This window comes from Actinomadura rugatobispora, assembly GCF_042656285.1.
GTDB classification, from domain to species: Bacteria; Actinomycetota; Actinomycetes; order Streptosporangiales; family Streptosporangiaceae; genus Spirillospora; species Spirillospora rugatobispora.
The window spans coordinates 79,807-99,207 of record NZ_JBHSON010000023.1 but is presented as its reverse complement, the minus strand read 5'-3'; the positions used below and the strand labels follow the sequence as shown (position 1 = coordinate 99,207).

General features: G+C 73.1%; 23 protein-coding genes and 3 pseudogenes. 19 read left to right on the top strand and 7 right to left on the bottom strand.

Annotated elements, in window-relative coordinates:
- The first annotated feature begins 210 nt into the window (after nucleotides 1–210).
- Nucleotides 211–453 carry a DUF6411 family protein gene (locus ACFPZN_RS18565; RefSeq protein WP_378283249.1) on the top strand — a complete coding sequence of 81 codons (243 nt, stop codon included), beginning with the start codon at nucleotides 211–213 and terminating at the stop codon, nucleotides 451–453.
- A gap of 239 nt (nucleotides 454–692) precedes the next feature.
- On the opposite strand, the gene ACFPZN_RS18560 is transcribed toward ACFPZN_RS18565, so the two are convergent.
- Nucleotides 693–1,001: an SRPBCC family protein gene (locus ACFPZN_RS18560; protein ID WP_378283248.1), complete on the bottom strand. Its 309-nt coding sequence runs from the start codon at nucleotides 999–1,001 to the stop codon at nucleotides 693–695.
- On the opposite strand from ACFPZN_RS18560, the pseudogene ACFPZN_RS18555 reads away from it, so the two are divergent.
- The 7 genes and pseudogenes from ACFPZN_RS18555 to ACFPZN_RS18525 all read left to right on the top strand — a co-directional run.
- A pseudogene (locus ACFPZN_RS18555) lies at nucleotides 991–1,161 on the top strand (hypothetical protein); the annotation flags it as partial. The gene ACFPZN_RS18560 and the pseudogene ACFPZN_RS18555 sit on opposite strands and share 11 nt — an antisense overlap.
- Nucleotides 1,162–1,370: 209 nt before the next feature.
- On the top strand, nucleotides 1,371–2,120 hold the full coding sequence (locus ACFPZN_RS18550; protein WP_378283247.1) for an iron-containing redox enzyme family protein: 750 nt from the start codon (nucleotides 1,371–1,373) through the stop codon (nucleotides 2,118–2,120).
- Nucleotides 2,117–3,040 (top strand): EamA family transporter, encoded by a 924-nt coding sequence (locus tag ACFPZN_RS18545; protein ID WP_378283246.1) that lies wholly within the window; start codon nucleotides 2,117–2,119, stop codon nucleotides 3,038–3,040. The genes ACFPZN_RS18550 and ACFPZN_RS18545 overlap by 4 nt, the downstream gene beginning before the upstream one ends.
- A 271-nt stretch (nucleotides 3,041–3,311) precedes the next feature.
- Nucleotides 3,312–3,698: pseudogene (locus ACFPZN_RS18540) on the top strand (protein kinase family protein); the annotation flags it as partial.
- A gap of 121 nt (nucleotides 3,699–3,819) precedes the next feature.
- A pseudogene (locus ACFPZN_RS18535) lies at nucleotides 3,820–4,035 on the top strand (protein kinase domain-containing protein); the annotation flags it as partial.
- Nucleotides 4,036–4,121: 86 nt separating this feature from the next.
- Entirely contained in the window at nucleotides 4,122–4,487 is a 366-nt protein-coding gene (locus ACFPZN_RS18530; RefSeq protein ID WP_378283274.1) for a hypothetical protein, read from the top strand.
- Between the two features lie 65 nt (nucleotides 4,488–4,552).
- Nucleotides 4,553–5,284: a hypothetical protein gene (locus ACFPZN_RS18525; protein WP_378283245.1), complete on the top strand. Its 732-nt coding sequence runs from the start codon at nucleotides 4,553–4,555 to the stop codon at nucleotides 5,282–5,284.
- Nucleotides 5,285–5,298: 14 nt separating this feature from the next.
- Here the strand turns inward: ACFPZN_RS18525 and ACFPZN_RS18520 are convergent, their stop codons facing one another.
- A complete protein-coding gene (locus ACFPZN_RS18520; RefSeq protein ID WP_378283244.1) occupies nucleotides 5,299–5,604 on the bottom strand; it encodes an EthD family reductase in 306 nt (101 codons plus the stop codon).
- Between the two features lie 133 nt (nucleotides 5,605–5,737).
- Between ACFPZN_RS18520 and paaA the strand changes: the two genes are divergently transcribed.
- From paaA to paaE, 5 genes are read left to right on the top strand one after another with little or no spacing between them, the layout of a single operon-like run.
- Entirely contained in the window at nucleotides 5,738–6,703 is a 966-nt protein-coding gene (gene paaA, locus ACFPZN_RS18515; RefSeq protein WP_378283243.1) for a 1,2-phenylacetyl-CoA epoxidase subunit PaaA, read from the top strand.
- Nucleotides 6,700–6,993, top strand: a complete 294-nt coding sequence (gene paaB, locus ACFPZN_RS18510) for a 1,2-phenylacetyl-CoA epoxidase subunit PaaB (RefSeq protein WP_378283242.1) — start codon at nucleotides 6,700–6,702, stop codon at nucleotides 6,991–6,993. The genes paaA and paaB overlap by 4 nt, the downstream gene beginning before the upstream one ends.
- Nucleotides 6,994–7,006: 13 nt before the next feature.
- Complete coding sequence (gene paaC, locus ACFPZN_RS18505) at nucleotides 7,007–7,924, top strand: 1,2-phenylacetyl-CoA epoxidase subunit PaaC (protein WP_378283241.1); 918 nt, start codon at nucleotides 7,007–7,009, stop codon at nucleotides 7,922–7,924.
- Entirely contained in the window at nucleotides 7,921–8,427 is a 507-nt protein-coding gene (gene paaD / locus ACFPZN_RS18500; protein ID WP_378283240.1) for a 1,2-phenylacetyl-CoA epoxidase subunit PaaD, read from the top strand. Before paaC ends, paaD begins: the two co-directional genes overlap by 4 nt.
- 1 nt (nucleotide 8,428) lies before the next feature.
- Nucleotides 8,429–9,514: a 1,2-phenylacetyl-CoA epoxidase subunit PaaE gene (paaE, locus tag ACFPZN_RS18495; RefSeq protein WP_378283239.1), complete on the top strand. Its 1,086-nt coding sequence runs from the start codon at nucleotides 8,429–8,431 to the stop codon at nucleotides 9,512–9,514.
- A 32-nt stretch (nucleotides 9,515–9,546) separates the two neighbouring features.
- On the opposite strand, the gene ACFPZN_RS18490 is transcribed toward paaE, so the two are convergent.
- Complete coding sequence (locus tag ACFPZN_RS18490) at nucleotides 9,547–10,173, bottom strand: TetR/AcrR family transcriptional regulator (RefSeq protein WP_378283238.1); 627 nt, start codon at nucleotides 10,171–10,173, stop codon at nucleotides 9,547–9,549.
- 91 nt (nucleotides 10,174–10,264) lie between these two features.
- Complete coding sequence (locus ACFPZN_RS18485) at nucleotides 10,265–11,110, bottom strand: formate/nitrite transporter family protein (protein WP_378283237.1); 846 nt, start codon at nucleotides 11,108–11,110, stop codon at nucleotides 10,265–10,267.
- Nucleotides 11,111–11,296: 186 nt separating this feature from the next.
- Between ACFPZN_RS18485 and cynS the strand changes: the two genes are divergently transcribed.
- The gene (cynS, locus tag ACFPZN_RS18480) at nucleotides 11,297–11,746 is read left to right on the top strand and encodes a cyanase (RefSeq protein WP_378283236.1); all 450 of its coding nucleotides are present in this window, start codon (nucleotides 11,297–11,299) and stop codon (nucleotides 11,744–11,746) included.
- A 40-nt stretch (nucleotides 11,747–11,786) separates the two neighbouring features.
- Here the strand turns inward: cynS and ACFPZN_RS18475 are convergent, their stop codons facing one another.
- On the bottom strand, nucleotides 11,787–12,176 hold the full coding sequence (locus tag ACFPZN_RS18475; RefSeq protein ID WP_378283235.1) for a winged helix-turn-helix transcriptional regulator: 390 nt from the start codon (nucleotides 12,174–12,176) through the stop codon (nucleotides 11,787–11,789).
- Between the two features lie 245 nt (nucleotides 12,177–12,421).
- Here ACFPZN_RS18475 and ACFPZN_RS18470 point away from each other — a divergent pair, with 245 nt between their 5' ends.
- Both ACFPZN_RS18470 and ACFPZN_RS18465 read left to right on the top strand, forming a co-directional pair.
- Nucleotides 12,422–13,411: a glutathione S-transferase C-terminal domain-containing protein gene (locus tag ACFPZN_RS18470; protein ID WP_378283234.1), complete on the top strand. Its 990-nt coding sequence runs from the start codon at nucleotides 12,422–12,424 to the stop codon at nucleotides 13,409–13,411.
- Between the two features lie 84 nt (nucleotides 13,412–13,495).
- The gene (locus ACFPZN_RS18465) at nucleotides 13,496–13,888 is read left to right on the top strand and encodes a hypothetical protein (RefSeq protein WP_378283233.1); all 393 of its coding nucleotides are present in this window, start codon (nucleotides 13,496–13,498) and stop codon (nucleotides 13,886–13,888) included.
- Between the two features lie 10 nt (nucleotides 13,889–13,898).
- On the opposite strand, the gene nhaA is transcribed toward ACFPZN_RS18465, so the two are convergent.
- Nucleotides 13,899–15,173: a Na+/H+ antiporter NhaA gene (gene nhaA / locus ACFPZN_RS18460; RefSeq protein WP_378283271.1), complete on the bottom strand. Its 1,275-nt coding sequence runs from the start codon at nucleotides 15,171–15,173 to the stop codon at nucleotides 13,899–13,901.
- Between the two features lie 202 nt (nucleotides 15,174–15,375).
- Between nhaA and ACFPZN_RS18455 the strand changes: the two genes are divergently transcribed.
- Nucleotides 15,376–15,867, top strand: a complete 492-nt coding sequence (locus ACFPZN_RS18455) for a hypothetical protein (RefSeq protein ID WP_378283232.1) — start codon at nucleotides 15,376–15,378, stop codon at nucleotides 15,865–15,867.
- Nucleotides 15,868–15,878: 11 nt separating this feature from the next.
- Here ACFPZN_RS18455 and ACFPZN_RS18450 read toward each other — a convergent pair whose 3' ends face one another.
- Nucleotides 15,879–16,577 carry a FadR/GntR family transcriptional regulator gene (locus tag ACFPZN_RS18450; protein ID WP_378283231.1) on the bottom strand — a complete coding sequence of 233 codons (699 nt, stop codon included), beginning with the start codon at nucleotides 16,575–16,577 and terminating at the stop codon, nucleotides 15,879–15,881.
- Nucleotides 16,578–16,776: 199 nt separating this feature from the next.
- Here ACFPZN_RS18450 and ACFPZN_RS18445 point away from each other — a divergent pair, with 199 nt between their 5' ends.
- Both ACFPZN_RS18445 and ACFPZN_RS18440 read left to right on the top strand, forming a co-directional pair.
- Nucleotides 16,777–17,763 carry a substrate-binding domain-containing protein gene (locus ACFPZN_RS18445; RefSeq protein ID WP_378283230.1) on the top strand — a complete coding sequence of 329 codons (987 nt, stop codon included), beginning with the start codon at nucleotides 16,777–16,779 and terminating at the stop codon, nucleotides 17,761–17,763.
- 57 nt (nucleotides 17,764–17,820) lie between these two features.
- A complete protein-coding gene (locus ACFPZN_RS18440; protein ID WP_378283229.1) occupies nucleotides 17,821–19,317 on the top strand; it encodes a sugar ABC transporter ATP-binding protein in 1,497 nt (498 codons plus the stop codon).
- Nucleotides 19,318–19,401 lie beyond the last annotated feature (84 nt).

The window sequence follows — 19,401 nt, the reverse complement described above, 5'->3', positions numbered from 1 at the left end:
GTCCTGTAACGGTGACCTCGACCCACCGGCCATCCCGGGCAGGACCACGCTTCACCCATCCGCTCGTCGCCACGGTCAATTCAACGCCGAAGAATACTCAACCCACAGCAAGTAACGCTAGGTAACCGGTGCGCCCCGGCGCGGGCGCATGGCATCGAGATTGAGGGGTAAAGCCGGTCGAGCACGACGTATCACTCAAAGGAGAACTCAATGGCCATCGTCGCGATCGTGGCCGTGTGCGCGGTCCTGCTCGTCCTGGCCTTCCTCGCCCCGCGGCTCTCACGACATCCCCAGCAGGGGACCCAGCGCGCGCTCGGCATCGGCTCCCGGACGGGCCGGAGCGCGCCCGGCCCTCTCGGGCGGCTGCTGAGCAAGCCGTTCCGGAGCTCGTCCCGGGCCGTGGGCCGCAGCGGGGAGGCAGGCCGCCGGGCCCGCCGGCGCTCGCCCTTCTGACTCTCCGGATCTCCGCGCCCACCCCGAGCCTCCCGCGCCGGAGGCGCATCGTGCCGAGGCGGTGCGTCGCTGGCGCGGAGGCGACGATGGGGTGCTGGACAGCTCACGTGCTGCGCGCGGAGACGGGTCCAACTAGGGGACCGGTACCTCCGACCCGAAGCCCCCGCAGGGGGCCCCGCCCCGCGTGGTCGAGGAGCCGGGGCCGCCGCGGGTTCCGCCTTCAGGCGCGGTCTCGCGGGTCAGTGCGGCCGGTCGACCTGGCCGCGCCAGGCGCCGGTGGGGATCTTGCGCTCCTCGATGAAGGTCTTGAAGCGCTGCATGTCGCCCTTCACCCGGCCCTTGACGGCGCCGAGCCTGTCGGCGGCCTTCTCGGCGAACCCCTCGGGGTCGATCTCCATCTGGGCGGTGACGCGGGTGGTGGTGTCGTTGAGCCGGTGGATCTGCTCGACGCCCTCCATGAACCTCGGGGAGGTCTCGAACTGGGTCCACTGGTCGTAGGCGGCGCGGACCGGAACGTCCACGTCGACCGACTCGACGATGGTGCTCATCTTCTTCTCCTTCCTCTGCTGCGATGCCGGGCGCCGTCATGCCCGAGGTCCGCCGCTGTATGCGGCGGCCCGCCGCCGAGTTGGTGGCACGGGGCCGGATGACGAGCCCCTGGTCCGATGCCGCCTTCCGCTGGCATGGGTCGCAGACTCTGCGCTGCGCGAAGCCTCACGCCTTCGGCGGCTGCTACCTGGCCTGGATCCTCCACCGGTGCCGCTGAGGCCACCCGCCGTCGGCCCGCGGTTCACGCACCCGTGGGGAAGGAGAGACGGTCTTTTCCATTGGTGTGGGCTTTCGTCAGATCACGAGTTAATGCAAACTGTTTGCGGCGCCTCGGACACGTGTCATCTCAACCGCTCCCAAGGAGGACCATGTCCGCGCAGCAGACCCTCGCCACGCCCTACACCGAGGCGGTGGAGAAACTCGCCGCCTCCGTCCACCACCATCCGGCGCTCGACAACGACTTCTACAAGCGCTGGATGGCCGCCCCCCTGCCCTACCCGGAGGTCGAGACGTTCGCGCGCGAGTTCTACGCCCGCACCGTCAACACCTCGGTCATGGTGGCGCTGTCGGTCCTGAACACCGAGGACCTGGCGGCCCGCGTCGAATGCGTCAAGAACCTGTACTCCGAGTACGGCAACGGAGACCCCGCCAAGGCGCATCTGCTCCTTCTGGAGCAGTTCCTCACCGACCTCCTCACCCGGCTGCGCGGCGCCCCCTACTCACTGGACGAACTGCGCGGCGCCGAGGCGCTCCCCAGCACGCGCGCGTTCAGCGAAGGGCAGCGCTCCCTCTTTTCCGACGCCGACCAGCGCGTCGTGCAGGGCGCGTTGCTCGGGCAGGAGCATCTGGCGTTCTCGATGCTCGTCCGCCTCTACGAGGGTGTCCGCAACTACAAGGACCTGTACGGCGAGGACGAGTTCCACGAAGCCTGCGAGTACTTCTACGTCCACATCGGCGAGGCGGAGAAGGAGCACAAGGCCGAGGCCGTGGTGTCGGCCGCCGCGGTCTGCCGCGGTGACGACGACCTCGCCCGGGTGCGGCAGGGCTTCGACGGCTTCCTCGAACTGACCGCCGGCTACTGGAGCGGCGTCCACGAGGCGATGCTCTCCGCGTCGTGACCGCCGACCGGCGCACGGCGCTGGCACCGGCCCTGGTCCCGATCCAGATCACCAGCCTGCAGGTGGGCGCCGCCGCGGCGACCCACCTGTTCGACCGGATCGGGACCTGGGGCACGGTCTCGCTGCGGGTGATCCTGGCCGCGTGCGTCCTGGCGCTGCTGCCCGCACGCCGGCTGGGCCGGATCCGGCGCGCGCACCTGCCCGGAATCTGCGCCTACGCCGCGGTCATCTCCGGCATGAACTTCTGCTTCTTCGCCGCCATCGACCACCTTCCGCTCAGCATCGCGACCACGATCGAGCTGCTGGGGCCGCTGGCGGTGGCGCTGCTGGCCGCGGGCAGCCGCATGGACGCGGTGTGGGCGCTGCTGGCGATCGGCGGGCTGGCGCTGCTGACCGTGCCCGGCGCGCTGTCGGGGGCGGGGCTGGCGTTCGCCGCCGCGGCGGCGGTCCTGCGCGGCGCCTACGTGCTGCTGACACGGCGGCTGGGACGCGATTTCCCCGACCGGACCGGCCTCGTCGCGGCGATGGTGCTGAGCGCGGTGCTCTGGGCCCCGGTCGCCGTCACCCAGACGGGCGGCCCGCTGACCGAGGGCCGGGTGCTGGCGCTCGCGGTGGTCGTCGGGCTGTTCTCCTCGGCGCTGCCCTACAGCCTCGACCTGCTGGCGCTGCGGCACGTCAGCGCCCACACCTTCGGAATCCTGCTGAGCCTCGGCCCGGTGATCAGCCTGGCCGTGGGGTACGCCGTGCTCGGCCAGCAGCCGCGCGGCCTGCAGATCGCCGGCATCGCCCTGGTCGTGGTGGCTTCGGCGGGCGCGGTGCGGGCCGGCCTGGAACGGGGCGAGGGCCGCGACGGTCCCCGCTCCCGGCCGGACGGTCGGCGGCCCGCCGAGGCGCCCGCGCCGTCCCGGGAAGGACGGTGACGCGGCGGGACGCGCGCTAGGCGCGGCACAGGCCCAGGCGGGGTTCGACGGCCCCGCCTACTTCGACCGTCCCGGCCTCGGGGTGGTGCGGGGGCGCAGGTCTTGGCGCACGTCCTGCACGGCGTGACCGCAGTGGACCCCGTCCGCGGTCCGCCTGGACTGAGAGCCGCACGCACGGGATGTACCCGACACCGCTTATGGACGGTCTGTCGCCTGAGATGATCTCGAATGGTCGACCAGACTCCTATGTCCTTTTGAGAGGTGTCTCCACATGGAACCGCTGCGACCGGCCGATCCGCGGCAGGTGGGGCCGTACCGGCTGGAACGGAGGCTGGGCGGGGGCGGGATGGGGCAGGTGTACCTGGGCCGTTCCCGGGGCGGTCGTCCGGTCGCGGTGAAACTGGTGCGCCCCGAGTTCGCCGACGACGCGGGGTTCCGGCGCCGGTTCGCCCTGGAGGTGGAGGCGGCGGGGCGGGTCGGCGGGTTCTACACCGCGCAGGTCGTCGACGCCGATGCCGGCGCCGATCCGCCCTGGCTGGCCACCGCCTACATTCCCGGCCCGCCCCTGCAGGACGCCGTGGAGGCGTACGGCGTGCTCCCGCCCGAGGCGGTCGCCGCCCTGGGCGCGGGCCTGGCGGAGGGCCTGGCCGCGATCCACGCGTGCGGCCTGGTGCACCGCGACCTCAAGCCGGGCAACGTGATCCTGGCCGAGGACGGGCCCCGCGTGCTTCGGGATCGTCCGCGCGCTGGACGGCACGTCCCACACCTTGACCCGGGGGGTGATCGGCACCCCGGCGTTCATGTCCCCCGAGCAGGTGCGCGGCCGCCCGGTCGGCCCGCCCAGCGACGTGTTCTCCCTCGGCGCGGTGCTGGCCTTCGCCGCCACCGGTCACAGCCCGTTCGGCGGCGGCCCGGTGGAGGCCGTCCTCTACCGCGTCGTCCACGACGAGCCCGACCTGTCGGAGGTGCCCGCCGGGCTCGCCGGCCTGGTGGCCGGCTGCCTGGCCAAGGACCCCGCCGCACGGCCGGAGGTGGGGGAGATCCTGGACCGGCTGGCCGCGCCCGCGGACCACGCGGCGCGGTGGCTGCCGCCCGGCGTCACCTCCATGATCAGGCCGCGGTGGTCGTCGCCGGGGCCGTCTACTTCGGCGACCAGTATCGTGACAGGACCGCTTCCCGGACGGCCTGCGACGAGGCCTTCGCGGCCATTGCGGCGTTCGAGCGGGACCGCTCGCGGTCCGACGCCGCGGCGTCGGTGGCCGCGTCGCAGTTGGCCACGCAACTCCGCGCCATGGCTCAGAACGTGCCCGATGACAACGTCAGCGTCGCCCTCGGCAATTTCGGGCAGGTGGTTCGTACGAGCTCGACCAGTGAATCGGCGTGGGCCGGTTACTACGCCAGCGTCGTCAAGTACTGCGCCGAGGTGGGCAGCACGCCGTCCGGCTGAGGCCCGCGGGACGCGACAGGCCGTGGAGTGCGGCAACACGCCGGGCACTGGAAAGGGAGAACCGGGTGGGAGAGCGTGAGAGTGAGGCGCGGCTCCAGGATGCCTTCGACCCGAAACGTCGCGGCCAATACCTGACCGATCTCTTCCAGGAGCGCGTGGTCGGCCGTCCGGGGCGAGAAGTGCGCCTGTTCGGCGGTGGCGCCGACCGTGTCATGGTCCTGCGCGCCACCTATTCCGCGGTGTTGCGCCACGACTCCCGGCTGATGCCCGGCGCCGATGCCGTGGCGGCCGTCGTCGAGGCGGTGACGGCCTCGCGGGCGGAGGCCGCGGCGACGCACCGGGTCATGGCGCCGCTGGACTACGGCGCCCGCCGCTACCTGACCCTGGGGTCCACGGTCTGGCAGGCGCGGATGGCTCCGCACTCGCCGCCGGACCCCGCATTGGACCCCGCCGTGGACGGTGCGCGGCAGACCTTGGACGCGGTGCTGACCGGCGCCATCGACGGCCCCACCGTGGGCGATCTGGTGGAACTGGCCGACAGGGAGACGGCCGTGGTGACCGAAGCGGTGTGGTTGCCCGACGCGCGGATCGGCCGGTCGCCGGTGGCGTACCTGGTCGGGCCGGTCATCGGCGGGCCGCCCCGTGGAATCGCCGTGTTCGCCTGGGACCTGACCGCCGTCCCCGCCGGAGACACGGCGGGGCCGCGGAGCGACCGGGAGCCGCGTCCGGCCTACACCGCCGCCGTGACCCTGGCCGGTCTGCTGGCCGAGCGGAAGGCCCGCAAGGCCGCCCCGTAAGCCGGCCTCGCGGGTCAGTCCAGGGCCTCGCGGACCTCGCCGGTGTACATGACCGAGGAGGCGACCTTGTAGGTGGCCGCGTCCTTGGCCGCCGCCGCCATCTCAGGGCTGGTCAGCGCGGCTTTGAGGGCGTCGCCGTCCTCGAACCACAGTTCGGCGACCAGGTGGGGCGCGTCGGTGCCGAGCGGGCGTGGATGCGACAGGGTGAACGACTTCAGCCCGGGCAGGGCGCGGACCAGCGGCACGTGCACGCGCTCGTAGCGCTCGTCGAAGGCCGCGGGATCGGCGGGGGCGAAGTACTGGACGGTGATGCGGTGCATTTCAGCCTCCGGAGTCGTGAGCACGCCATGCGTGGCCTCAATGGTGTCACCGATGTTGCGCGGCCGGGCCGACCCGTGCGACCTTATTACTGACCGAGCGATAAGTAAATGGGCCGACGCCTCGGGAGGAACGATGACGACCACGACCGCCGAGCCGGACCCGGAGGGGCCGCCGCGGGCGGCGTTCGACGCGACCATCGCGCGCCGCGACCGCATCGAGCCCCGGGACTGGATGCCGGACGACTACCGCGGGACGCTCGTGCGCCAGATCGCCCAGCACGCGCACTCGGAGATCATCGGCATGCAGCCCGAGGGCGCCTGGATCGGCCGCGCCCCGTCCCTGCGCCGCAAGGCGATCCTGCTGGCCAAGGTGCAGGACGAGGCCGGGCACGGCCTCTACCTGTACTCGGCGTGCGAGACCCTGGGCGTCTCCCGCGCCGAACTGACCGACCTGCTGCTGGCCGGGCGGCAGAAGTACTCCTCGATCTTCAACTACCCGGCGCCGTCCTACGCCGACGTCGGCACGATCGGCTGGCTCGTCGACGGCGCCGCGATCTGCAACCAGGTGCCGCTGTGCCGCACCTCCTACGGGCCCTACGGCCGCGCCATGATCCGCATCTGCAAGGAGGAGTCCTTCCACCAGCGGCAGGGCTACGAGCTGCTCATGACGATGATGCGCGGGACCGCCGCCCAGCGCGCCATGGTGCAGGAGTCGGTCGACCGGTTCTGGTGGCCGGTCCTGATGATGTTCGGCCCCCCGGACGCGAAGTCGCCCAACAGCGAGCGGTCGATGGCCTGGGGCATCAAGCGCAACTCCAACGACGAGCTGCGGCGGAGGTTCGTCGACATGACCGTCCCCCAGGCCGAGGCGCTCGGGGTGACGCTGCCCGACCCGGACCTGCGCTGGAACGAGGAACGCGGCCACTACGACTTCGGCGAGCCCGACTGGGAGGAGTTCGCCGCCGTTATCCGCGGCGACGGGCCGTGCAACGCGCAGCGGCTGGCCCACCGCCGGGCCGCGCACGAGGACGGGGCGTGGGTGCGCGAGGCCGCGACGGCGTTCGCGGACCGGACGTCCGTGGGGGAGGGCGCCCGATGAGCACGGACCGGCGGGAGTGGCCGCTCTACGAGGTGTTCGTCCGCGGCAAGCGCGGGCTCAACCACGTGCACGTCGGATCGCTGCACGCCCCGGACGAGGTGATGGCCCTGCGGCACGCGCGCGACGTCTACACCCGGCGCAACGAGGGCGTGAGCATCTGGGTCGTGCGGGCCGACGCCATCACCGCCTCCAGCCCGGACGAGAAGGACCCCCTGTTCGCGCCGAACGGCGACAAGGTCTACCGGCACCCGACGTTCTACGACATCCCCGAGAACGTCCCGCACATGTGAGGGGCGGACCACCATGAGCGACGACCACGGCACCGTCTTCGACGGCCTGATCGGCGGAGACTCCTCCCAGTGGGCGTTCGGCACCGATTTCGAGGACCCCCTGTCCGGCGTCGACACGCGGGTGCCCGACGGAGTCGATCACGCCGGACTCGCCGCGTACTGCCTCATGCTCGGCGACGACGCGCTGATCATGTCGCAGCGCCTGTCGGAGTGGTGCGGCCGCGCGCCCGACCTCGAAGAGGACATCGCGCTGGCGAACATGGCACTGGACCTCCTCGGGCAGGCGCGCCTGCTCCTGGCACGGGCGGCCGCCGCGGACCCCGGCGTCGTGCCCGTCCTCCCCGAGGGTTCGCCGGTGCCCGCCGAGGACGCGCTGGCCTTCTTCCGCGACGCCGGGCAGTTCCGCAACGTGCGCCTCGCCGAAGTGCCGAACGGCGACTTCGCGCACGTCGTCGTCCGCCTGCTCCTGTTCTCGGTGGCACGCCTCGCCCTCCTGGAACGGCTCCGCACCAGCAGGGACACGGTGCTGGCCGCGGTGGCCGCCAAGGGGGTCAAGGAGGTCGCCTACCACCGTGACTGGGCGGGCCGCTGGTTCCTCACCCTGGCGCAGGGCACCGAGGAATCGCGCCGCCGGCTCCTCACGGCCCTCGACGCGCTGTGGCCGCTCCGGACCGAACTGGTCAGCGCCCACCCCCTCGAACTCTCCCTCGCCCGCGCCGGCGTCGCGGTCGATCCCGGCTCCCTCCACGAAGAGGCGGACGCCGTCCTCGACCAGGTCCTCGCCGTGAGCGGCGTCGACCGCCCGGACCGCGAGCCGCCACCCGGCGACGGCGGGCGGAGGGGCCGGGACGGCCTGCACACCGAGGCCCTCGGCCGGCTGCTCGCAGAGATGCAGGAGGTCGCGCGCGCACATCCGGGCGGGCGCTGGTGAACGCCCGCGAACGCGCCGCCGAGGCCGCCGGGCAGGTGCGCGACCCGGAGATGCCGATGCTGACCCTCGCCGACCTCGGCGTGCTGCGCGGCGTCGACCTGGACGCGGACGCCGCGGCCGTCGTCGTCTCGATCACGCCGACCTACACCGGCTGCCCGGCGATGGCGACCATGCGCGATGACCTCGTCCACCGGCTCAACCGGGCCGGGTTCCCCCGCGTCGAGGTGCGCGTCGTGCTCGACCCGCCCTGGTCCAGCGACTGGATCTCCGAACGCGGCAGGGCCGCCCTCCGCGAGGCCGGGATATCGCCGCCCGGACCCGCCCCGCGCCCCGCCGGCGGACCGGTGCGGCTCACGCTCGGACCGGTGCGGCCCGCCCCGTCCTGCCCCCGCTGCGGCGCGGCCGCCACCCGGCCGGTCTCCGAGTTCGGCGCCACCGCCTGCAGGGCCCTCTACACCTGCACGGAGTGCCTCGAGCCGTTCGAGCACGTCAAGGAGATCTGACATGCCCACGTCCGCGCCCGCGCCGCCCCGGCGGACCGCCTTCCACCCGCTGACCGTGGCCGCGGTGGACCGCCTGTGCGAGGACGCCGCGGCGATCACCTTCGCCGTTCCAAACGGGCTGCGCGACGCCTACGACTTCCGGGCGGGCCAGTCGCTCACCCTGCGCCGCGTCGTGGACGGGCGGGAGCATCGCCGCTCCTACTCGATCTGCGCACCGGCCGGGGCCGCGCCGCGGATCGGCGTCCGCGAGATCCCGGGCGGGCTCTTCTCCACCTGGCTGGTCCGCGAGGTCGTGCCAGGAACACGGATCGAGGTGGGGACGCCCACCGGTTCCTGGCGGGCCGACCCCGGGCCGGGCGAGCGGCACCTGTGCGTCGCGGCCGGATCGGGCATCACCCCGATGCTGTCGGTCGCCTCGACGGTGCTCACCCACCCCCGGGCCCAGGTGTCGCTCCTGTACGGCAACCGGACGAGCCGCACCGTGATGTTCACCGAGGAGCTCGGCGACCTGAAGAACCGGTACGGCCCCCGGCTCCAGACGGTCCACGTGCTCTCGCGCGAGCCGCGCGACGTCGAGCTGTTCTCCGGGCGGCTGGACGGCGACCGGCTGCGCCGCCTGCTCACCGGCCTGGTGCCGGTCGAGGTGTTCGACCACGTGTGGCTCTGCGGGCCGCTGTGGATGGTCGAGGACGCCCGCGCGGTGCTCTCCGGCCTCGGCGTCCCCGCCGACCGCGTGCACGTCGAACTGTTCTACGTGGACGCGCCCCCGCCGCGGCCGCGGCGGACCGAGGGGGCCGTCCCGACGGGCGCGACGAGCGAGCTGACGACGGTGCTCGACGGCCTGCGCGCGACCTCGGCCGTCTCCCGGGAGGCGACGCTCCTGGACGGCGCCCAGGCGACCCGTTCCGACCTGCCGTTCGCCTGCAAGGGCGGCGTGTGCGGCACCTGCCGCGCCGTCGTCCGCGAGGGCGCGGTCGACATGCGCCGCAACCACGCCCTCGAACCCTCCGAGGTGGACGCCGGGTTCGTCCTCACCTGCCAGACGTTCCCGGTCGGCGAGAAGGTGACCGTCGACTACGACGCCTGAACCGTCCCCGCCCGTCCGCCGACGCGCCGGGCTCAGGTCTCGTGCCGGGCCAGGCCGTCGAAGGCGATGGCGGTGATCGCGTCGGCGACCGTCGCCGGGTCGTGGGCCCCGTCAGGGCGATACCACTCGACCAGCGAGTTCACCATGCCGAACAGCAGGCGGCTGACCAGCGCCGGCGGCACGTCGTCGCGCAGGGCGCCCTCCGCGACGGCGTCCGCGACGAGCCCGGCCAGGCGGTCGTCGAGCCAGCGGCGCCGCTCCAGGGCGGCCAGCTCGACGTCGCTGTTGCCCCGCACCCTGAGCAGGAGCGTGACGGACGGCTGGTGCGCGACGAGCACCTCGACGCTGCGCCGCACCACCTCGCGCAGGCGCCCGTGGGCGGTCGCCCCCGCCCTCTCGCGGGAGGCCTCCGTCACGACCGCGGTGAGCTCGTCGAGAGCGTCGTCCAGGGCCTGGCCGAGCAGCTGCTCCTTGCTCGTGACGTGGTGGTAGATGGCCGGCTTCGTGAGCCCCAGCTCCTTGGCGAGGTCGCCCATGCTGGTGGCGTCGTACCCCTTGCGGTTGAAGAGCTCCACCGCGGCGCGCAGGATCGCCGACTGGTCGTAGCCGGGACGGCCGCGCCGGCGGCGCGGGGCTGGTTCGGCGGACCCGGTCCTCATCACGAGTGCAGCATCTCACGGGCCCGGACGCCCCCATGTTCGTCGCCGCGGTCGCGGCCGTCCAGGTCAGTTCAGGCGAGGGTGAGACCGGTCATTCGGCCGGGACTTTGACCTTCTCGGGGAGTGCGGGTGCGTTGCGGGCCGCGCCGGTACGGGCGTGCGTGGCGTACAGGGTGAGGCCCACGAAGGTCAGGCCGCCCACCAGGTTGCCGATGACCGTCGGGATCTCGTTCCACAGCAGGTAGTCCGCGATCGAGAAGTCGCCGCCGAGCATCAGGCCGGACGGGAACAGGTACATGTTGACGATCGAGTGCTCGAAGCCCAGGTAGAAGAAGACCAGGATCGGCATCCACATGGCGATCACCTTGCCCGGGACGGACGTCGCCATCATCGCCCCGACCACGCCCGTGGAGACCATCCAGTTGCACAGGACGCCGCGGATGAACAGGGTCAGCATCCCGGCGGCGCCGTGGTCGGCGTAACCGACCGTCCGCGACTCGCCGATCGTGCCGATCTGCCGACCGACCTCGTTCGGGTCCATGCTGAACGAGAAGGTGAAGATGCAGGCCATCATGACCGCGACCGTGAGCGCGCCGGCGAAGTTCCCGACGAAGACCAGCCACCAGTTGCGCAGCACCGCGCGGACGGTGACGCCTCGCCTCTTGTCGATCAGCGCCAGCGGCACCAGGGTGAAGACGCCGGTGAGCAGGTCGAAACCCAGCAGGTACAGCATGCAGAAGCCGACCGGGAAGAGCACGGCCCCGAGCAGGGGCTCGCCCGTCTGCACCGTGATCGTGACCGCGAACGCCGCGGCCAGCGAGAGGATGGCACCGGCCATGTACGCGCGGATGATGGTGTCGCGGGTGGACATGAAGGCCTTGGCCTCGCCCGCGTCGATCATCTTGGTGACGAACTCCGCTGGGTTCAGGTAGGACATGCGTCGCTCTCTCGTGGGGGCAGGCCGGCGGGCACCGGCGGGAAGGTGGTGGCGTGCCCAAGTTCCGGCTCGTGTCCGGTCGAGTTTCGGCTCCGTTTATTTCCGGCGTGTGACGAGGTGAAGATCATCTCGTCACCTCGGGCTCACACCGGCGCGCACGGGGTGTTATTGGCCTACGGTGCCCCCATGAACCCGATCATGAGCAAGTCCGACGCGGCCGCGCTGGTGGTCGCCGCCCGGATACGACGCGGCGTGACCTGGGCCGAGATCGCCGGGGAGATCGGCGCGCCGGTCGTGTGGACCACCGCGGCGCTGCTCGGCCAGCACCCGATGACGGAGGAGCAGGCCCGCCGCGTCTGCGAGTTCCTCGGGCTCGAGGAGGCGGTCGCCGAGAGCCTGCGGCTCCAGCCCGCGCGCGGCGCCGACCCGGCCCTGATGAGCGACCCCACGATCTACCGCTTCGCCGAGGCCCTGTCGGTGTACGGGCCGGCCCTCAAGGAGCTCATCCACGAGGAGTTCGGCGACGGGATCATGAGCGCGATCAACTTCCGCGTCGACGTCTCGCGCCGTCCGGATCCCGACGGCGACCGCGTCGTGGTCACCTTCGACGGGAAGTTCCTCGACTACAGGTGGTGAGCCCGCGGGGGCCGGTGGCCGTGCGGTTCGCCGGTCCCGGCTACCGGTCGGCGGCCTCGCCGCCGTCGTAGGCGGCGCGGGCGGCCGCGACCTTCTCGTGGTTGTTCGCCGCCCAATCCGACAGCGCGCGGGTGGAGGCGAACAGCTCCTCGGCCAGCGGCGTGACCGCGTACTCGACCTGCGGGGGCACCGTCGGGTGCACGGTGCGGACGAGGAGCCCGTCGCGTTCGAGGGCGCGCAGCGTGAGGGTGAGCATGCGGCGGCTGATGCCGGGGATCGCGCGGTGGAGCTCGGCGAACCGGATGGGGCCGTCGCTCGCCGCCGCGATGATCGCGATCGCCCACTTGCTCCCGACCCGGTCGAGGACGTCGCGGAACGCCGCACACGTGCCCGGGTCCACGTCGTCGGGCAGTCGAGACTCCGCCGGCATCGCGCTTCCTTCCCCGTCGAGTCCCAGAGAACGCCGGTCGGCCGCGCGGACGATCGTCCCCGGCGCACTGGTGAATGTACGCGCCGCCCGGCAGGCCGGGAAGAGGGAACATTGCTGTTACCACCCGGTGCCGTGCGATCCTGACCGCGCCGCCGAACGGCCGAATCCCTGCTAAACCGATAGCTTTGGTCGGATAGGTCGAGGTGCGGCTCCCGTGGTCCCGCGAACCCTCTGGAGGCGATCTGATGACCACGCCGACCGGCGCCCCCGTCTACGCCGACCCCGTCGACCTGGACGAGCACGGCGTCTACGGAGCCACCGCGCTCAGCGTCCGGAACGGCGGCTGGTACCGGCCGCGCTACCCGTTCCAGGGGCGCGTCACCGCCGACGGGTCGAGCGGCTACCGGGCCGAGCCGGGCCGCTACCACCTCTACGTCGCGCACCTGTGCCCGTGGGCGCAGCGCACCGCCATCGTCCGCGCCCTCAAGGGGCTGGAGGACGTCGTCTCGCTCTCCTACGTCGACGACAAGCGGGACGGGCGGGGCTGGGCGTTCCGGGAACGGCGCGGCGCCGACCCCGTCAACGGCTTCCGGTTCCTGCGGGAGGCCTACGAGGCGACCGAGCCAGGCTTCGACGGCCACGTGTCCGTCCCGGTGCTGTGGGACCGGAAGACCGGACGGATCGTGAGCAACAACTTCCCCGATATCACCATCGACCTGGGCACCGGGTTCGAGGAGTGGGGCGACCCGGAGGTGCGGCTCTACCCCGCCGAGCTGCGCGCGGAGATCGACGAGCTCGACGACTACATCTACGCCAACGTCAACGACGGCACCTACCGGGTCGCCGGCGCGGCCTCGAACGAGTCTTACGAGGAGCTGCGCGGACGGGTGGTCTCCGCCCTGGAGCGGCTGGACGAGCGGCTGTCGGGCCGCCGGTTCCTGCACGGCGACTCCATCACCGAGTCCGACGTCCGGCTGTGGGTGACGCTGGTCCGCTTCGACCTGACCTACAACCCGTTCGCCAAGATCAGCGAGCGCCGCCTGACCGACTTCCCGAACCTGTGGGGCTACGCCCGCGACCTCTACCGGCGTCCGGCCTTCCGCGGCACCACCGACCTGGACGCGTTCTCCCACCTCGGCCCGCCGTTCCTGGACGAGGCCGTGACCCGGATCGAGGTCGAGCCGCACCGGGCCGACTGGGAGGAGCCGCACGACCGCGCGTCGCTGGGCGGGTGAGCGCGCGGCCGGTGACCCTACCTCCGGGGTAATCGATCCCGTCCGAGACGGGGCGGGAGGGTGGGCGGCATGGAACGCTCAGGCATGAACGGTGCAGGCATCGAAGGCGCACTGGAGGCGGCGGCGGGCGGCCGCGTCGTCTGGGGAGTGCTGGCGCTGGCGGCGCCCGGCCTCAACGTGCGGCTGGCGGGCATGGGGAGCAGGGACACCCCCGAGCTGAGGTACCTGATCCGGGTCTTCGGCAGCAGGGCCGTCGCGCTGGGACTGGGTTACCTCCTCGGCGACGAGGCGGCGCGGCGGCGCTGGCGGAGGCTGTGCCTGGCGGTGGACGTGTGCGACACCGCGGCCGGGGCCGTCCACCTGGTCCGCGGGGACGTGCCGCGCGCGTCGGCCGCGGGCCTGGTGGCGATCACCGGCGGCTACGCGGCCCTGGGAGCCCTGGCCCTGCGCAGGGAGGGCCGCGCGCCCGCCGGCTGAGCCGGGCGCCTCACCGCTCCTGGTAGACGTCGGGGACGCCGTCGTGGTCCAGGTCGAGCGTCTCGACCTTGTGGATGCGCCGGTAGGCGCGGTTGCGCAGGCGCAGGACCACGGTGGCCAGGGCGGTGGCGGTCAGCGAGGCGCCCAGCACGGCGATCTTGACGTGGTCGTCGGTCGCGGATCCGCCGCCGAACGACAGCTCGCCGATCAGGAGCGAGACGGTGAAGCCGATCCCGGCCAGCAGGCCCAGGCCCAGCACGTCCAGCCAGGCCAGCTCCTCGTCCAGGTCGGCGTGGGTGAAGCGCGACACCAGCCAGGTCGCGGCCATGATGCCCACCGGCTTGCCGATCACGAGGCCGGCCAGCACGCCCACGGCGACCGGGTCGCCGAGGGCGGACGCCAGCCCGTCGAGGCCGCCGAGCGGGACTCCGGCGGCCAGGAGGGCGAAGACGGGGACGGCGACCCCGGCCGACAGCGGGCGGAAGCGGTGCTCGAAGTGCTCGGCCAGGCCGGGGCCGGCGTCGGGGCCGCCGGCCCGGTGGCCGCGGAGCACCGGGACGGTGAAGGCCAGCAGCACGCCGGCGACGGTGGCGTGCACGCCCGAGGCGTGCACGAGCGTCCAGGTGGCGGCGGCCAGCAGCTCGCGCAGCCGGCGGCTGCGCACCCGCCGCTGGACGAGCACCGCGAACAGCCCGAGCGGGACGAGGGCGCCCAGCAGCGGAAGCACCGACAGGTGCGCGGTGTAGAACAGCGCGATGATCACGATGGCGATGAGGTCGTCCACCACCGCCAGCGTCAGCAGGAAGGTGCGCAGGGCGGTGGGCAGGAACCGCCCGATCACCGCCAGCACCGCCAGGGCGAAGGCGATGTCGGTGGCGGTCGGGATCGCCCAGCCGCGCGCCGCGCCCGGTTCGCCGAGCGTCAGCGCCAGGTAGATCAGCGCCGGGACGACCACGCCGCCGACCGCCGCGAGCACCGGCACCAGCGCCCGCCGCACGTCGCGCAGGTCGCCGGCGACGAACTCGCGCTTGAGTTCGAGCCCCGCCACGAAGAAGAAGATCGCCAGCAGCCCGTCGGCGGCCCAGGACTCCAGGGACAGGTCCAGGTGCAGGGCCGCGGGCCCGGCGGTGTGGTCGCGCACGGACTCGTACACGTCCGACCAGGGCGAGTTGGCCCAGAGGATCGCGGCCGCGGCGGCGGCCACCAGCAGGACGCCGCCGACCGTCTCCTGCCGCAGGATGTGACCGATCCGCCGTGCCTCGGGCCACGAGCCGCGGCTGAACAGGGCCCTGGCGCGGCCGGCGGAACGGTTTCCGGACGGGGTTCGGCGGTTGGGACGGATCACCGGGCTCCTTCGAAGTCGACGGATGAGGGACCTCGCCGACCAGACTTCCCGGCACACCTGCGGCCACGTTACCCGATGCGGCTTCTGGGGGCCGCGGCCGACCCCTGCCGTGAGCGGCCGCGATGCCCGTACCCTTGCCCGCGTGAGAGAGACGTTCCCGGGACGCGCGGTCCGCGGCGTCGAGGTGCGGTACGGCAGCGTCGGCAACTGCGCCCCCGACTTCGCCTGGTTCAGCCTGGATTTCGAGCCCCTTCCCGAGGGGCGGCTCGGGTACGAGTTCGCCGGCGGCCTCGACCACGGGTTCGACGCCTACGACCGGCAGGTGCACGAGGAGTGCGCGCCCGCCATCGAGCGCGGCGTGCGCCTGAATCTCACGGGCCTGCCCCGGCCCCGCTCCATCGTCCTGTCCGGCGCGGAACCGCCCGCCGTGCCGATCGATCGGCTCGACGGGGAGGCGGGCGGTCCCCTCCTGGCGGTCCGCGTGGTCCTCACCCGTGTCCGGTACCACCCGGTCGACTCGGCGCCGCCCGTCCACCGGTACGCCGGCTGGCGGGCCGCGCACAAGGCGCGCCGCCTTCTCGCCGGGGCCCGCCCCGACCCCGATCCCAGGGATCGCGTCGGCCCGAAGCCGTAGGCGGCGGGGGCTCAGTCCTCGCGGACGGTGTCGAGGTCGCGGCGGGCCTTGGCGAGCAGGTCGCGCATGGCCTCCTCGGCCCGGCCCGGCGCGGCGGCGCGGACGGCGTCCAGGACGGCGCGGTGGCTGGGGACCGGGTCGTCGTGGCCGCCGACGCCGTGGACGAGCCGGTCGCGTTCGGCCAGCCCCACCTCGATGACGATCTCCATCCGCTCCAGGAGCTCGTTGTGGGTGGCGGTGAGCAGGGCGCGGTGGAAGGCGAGGTCGGCCTGGACGGCCAGGGCGGCGTCGCCGTCGGCCCGGCCCATCGCGGCCAGGGCGTCGTCGAGGGCGGCGAGGTCGTGCTCGGTGCGGCGCAGCGCGGCCAGCCGGGCGGCCTGGGGCTCGATGATGCCGCGGACCTCGGCGAGGTTCTCCAGGAAGGCGTGGTCGTTGCGGTTGGCGAACTGCCAGCGGATGACGTCGGGGTCCAGGAGGCTCCAGTCGGAGCGGGGGCGGACGAAGGTGCCGCGCTTCTGGCGGGAGGCGACCAGGCCCTTGGCGGCCAGGACCTTGAGGGCCTCGCGGAGGGCGGTGAGGCTGAGGTCGAGCTCGGCGCCGAGGGCGGCCGGGTCGATGGTGTCGCCGGGGCGCAGCTCGCCGGTGAGGATGCGGCGCGCGATCTCCTGCACGGTCTGGCCGTGCAGTCCGCGTTCCGAGTAGCGCGCCACGGGTCCCCCTCCGTTCCGGCCGTCGGCGAGCACCCTAGCGGCATCGCTCGCCCTCCAGTAATCATAAAATACTAATTAATGTTGACAGCGGTGCTACGAGGGCGTTAAACAGTGTCGGCGGACACACCCGCGGCCGACCCCCCGGTGAACCTCCCGGTGAACGCCGCGGTGAAGCAGGAGCACGTCGAGGAGTGCGTCGATGAACCATGCCAAGCGCCGGACCCTGGCCGTTGTCGTGACGGCCGCGGTCCTGGCGGTCACGGCCGCGTGCGGCGGCCGGGTGGGCGAGAACGGCCGGATCGGCGTCGTCTACCTCAACGCCGAGGGCTACTACGCGGGCGTGGAGCGGGGGCTGCGCGCGACGCTGGGCGAGGAGGGCCGCGGGCCGCAGCTCCTCCAGACCAACATCCAGTCCGACCCCGCCAGGGAGAGCTCGTTCATCAGCACGATGAGCTCGGCGAAGGCCGACGCGCTCATCGTGTCGCCCGCCTCGGCCACCGCGTCGGTGCCGGCGATGCGGCTCGCCAAGGAGAGCGGCGTCCCGGTGATCTGCTACAACACCTGCGTCGAGGACGAGCAGGCCCGCAAGTACGTGCGCGCCTTCGTGCTGGGCTCGCCGGAGGAGTTCGGCCGGGTCAGCGGCGAGCAGATGGCCGACCACTTCCTGCGGGCGGGCCGGCGCGCCCCGCAGGTCGGGATCATCAACTGCGAGCAGTTCGAGGTCTGCGTCCAGCGCCGCAAGGGCTTCGAGCGGGCGCTGAAGGAGAAGGTGCCGGGCGCCCGGATCGTGGCCAGCCAGCAGGGCCTGCAGATGGACGAGGCCGTGGAGCGGGCCCAGCAGCTCCTGACCGCCCACCCCGACCTGGACGCCTTCTACGGCGAGGCGGGCTCCCAGACGCTCGGCGCGGTCCGGGCGGTCGAGACCCGCGGCCGGATCGGCGAGACCGCCGTCTTCGGCGGCGACATGTCCGTCGAGGCGGCCAAGAAGCTGCAGGACGGCCGGGTCCTCAAGGGCGTGGCCGACATCTCGGGGATCAAGGTCGGGCGGCTGGCCGGCGAGGTGGCCCGGGCCGTGCTGGCGGGGAACCCGCCGGCGGGGTTCATCGTCCCCGCGCCCGTCGACCGCTACCTCGGCGCCCAGGACGGCGCCCGCTGGCTCCGGGAGCACCCCGATGGCATCCCGTAGACCCCCTGCGCGTCCGAGAGAGGCGAACCCCAGGACCCCCGAACGAAGGACCCACTCATGAGCACCCCGCTGGTACGCATCGCCGACGTCACGCGGCACTACCCCGGAGTCCGGGCGCTGACCGGCGCGAGCCTGGAGATCGAGGCCGGCGAGGTCCGGGCGTTCCTCGGCCGCAACGGCGCGGGCAAGTCCACCCTGATCAGGGTGCTGTCGGGGGTGGAGCGGCCCGACGCGGGCACCGTGGAGATCGGCGGGGTGCCGCTGGACGGCGGCGGCGTGCGCCGCGCGGGCGAGCTGGGCGTGCGGACCGTCCACCAGGAGCTCAGCCTGGTCCCGGGGATGACGGCGGCGGAGAACCTGTTCCTGGGCGGCTGGCCGCGGACCGGCGGAGGCCGGGTCGACCACGCCGCGATGCGCCGCGCCGCGCGGGAGATCTTCGGCCGGCTGGGTCTGGACATCGCCCCCGACGCCCGGGTTGGAACGCTCCCGCTCGCCGAGCAGCAGCTCGTGGAGATCTGCCGGGCGGTGCGCCGCGAGCCCCGGCTGCTGATCCTGGACGAGCCCACCAGCGCGCTGGCGGCCGCCGAGGTGGAGACCGTGCTGGACGCGGTGCGCCGGATCGCCGAGAGCGGCGTCGCGGTGATCTACGTCAGCCACCGGCTCGACGAGATCCGCCGGATCGCCCGCACCGCCACCGTGATGCGCGACGGCCGGGTCGTCGGCACCGTCGACCTGGAGACCACCTCCACCGACGAGGCGGTCGCGATGATGCTCGGCTCCGCCTACGAGGCGGCCGTCCGGCCCCGCCCGCGCACGGTCGACCGCACCGGGACGCCGCTGCTGTCGGTGTCGGGGCTGAGCGTGCCGCCGAAGGTCGTGGACGTCTCCTTCGACCTCCACCCCGGCGAGATCCTGGGGCTGGCCGGGCTGATGGGCTCGGGACGCACCGAGATCCTGCGCGCCCTGGCCGGGTTCGCCCCGATCGCCGCCGGGACCGTCCGGGTGGACGGGGCGCAGGTGCCCAGGGTCACGGCCGCCGGAATGAAGCGGCGCGGCGTCGGGCTGACCCCCGAGGACCGCAAGAGCGAGGCGATCGTCCCGCTGCTGGGCGTCGGCGAGAACATGGTCATGTCCGACTACCGCGCGGTCAGCACGGGCACCTCCGTGACGCCGTCCAAGGTCGGCCGGGCCGCGCGCGGCCTGATCGAGCGGCTGTCGATCGCCACCGCCTCCGGCCGCACCCCCATCGCCACCCTCAGCGGCGGCAACCAGCAGAAGGCCGTGATCGGCCGGTGGCTGCACGCCGGCAGCCGGATCCTGCTCCTGGACGAGCCGACCCGCGGCGTCGACGTGGAGGCCAAGGAGGGGATCTACCGGCTGGTGCGCGAGCTGGCCGACCGGGGGAACGCCGTGCTGTTCGTCTCCGGGGAGCTGGAGGAGCTGCCGCTGGTCTGCGACCGCGTCATCGCGGTGCGCGGCGGCACCGTCGCCGCCGAGTTCACCGGCGCGGACGTCACCGTCGACGCCGTCCTGTCCGCCGCGATGGCCGCCTGAGCCGCATCCCGCGCCGCGCGGCCCCGCCTCGCGAGGCCGTCCGCCGCAACCCCCGCATCGCACAACCGAGGAGAACGAGATCAC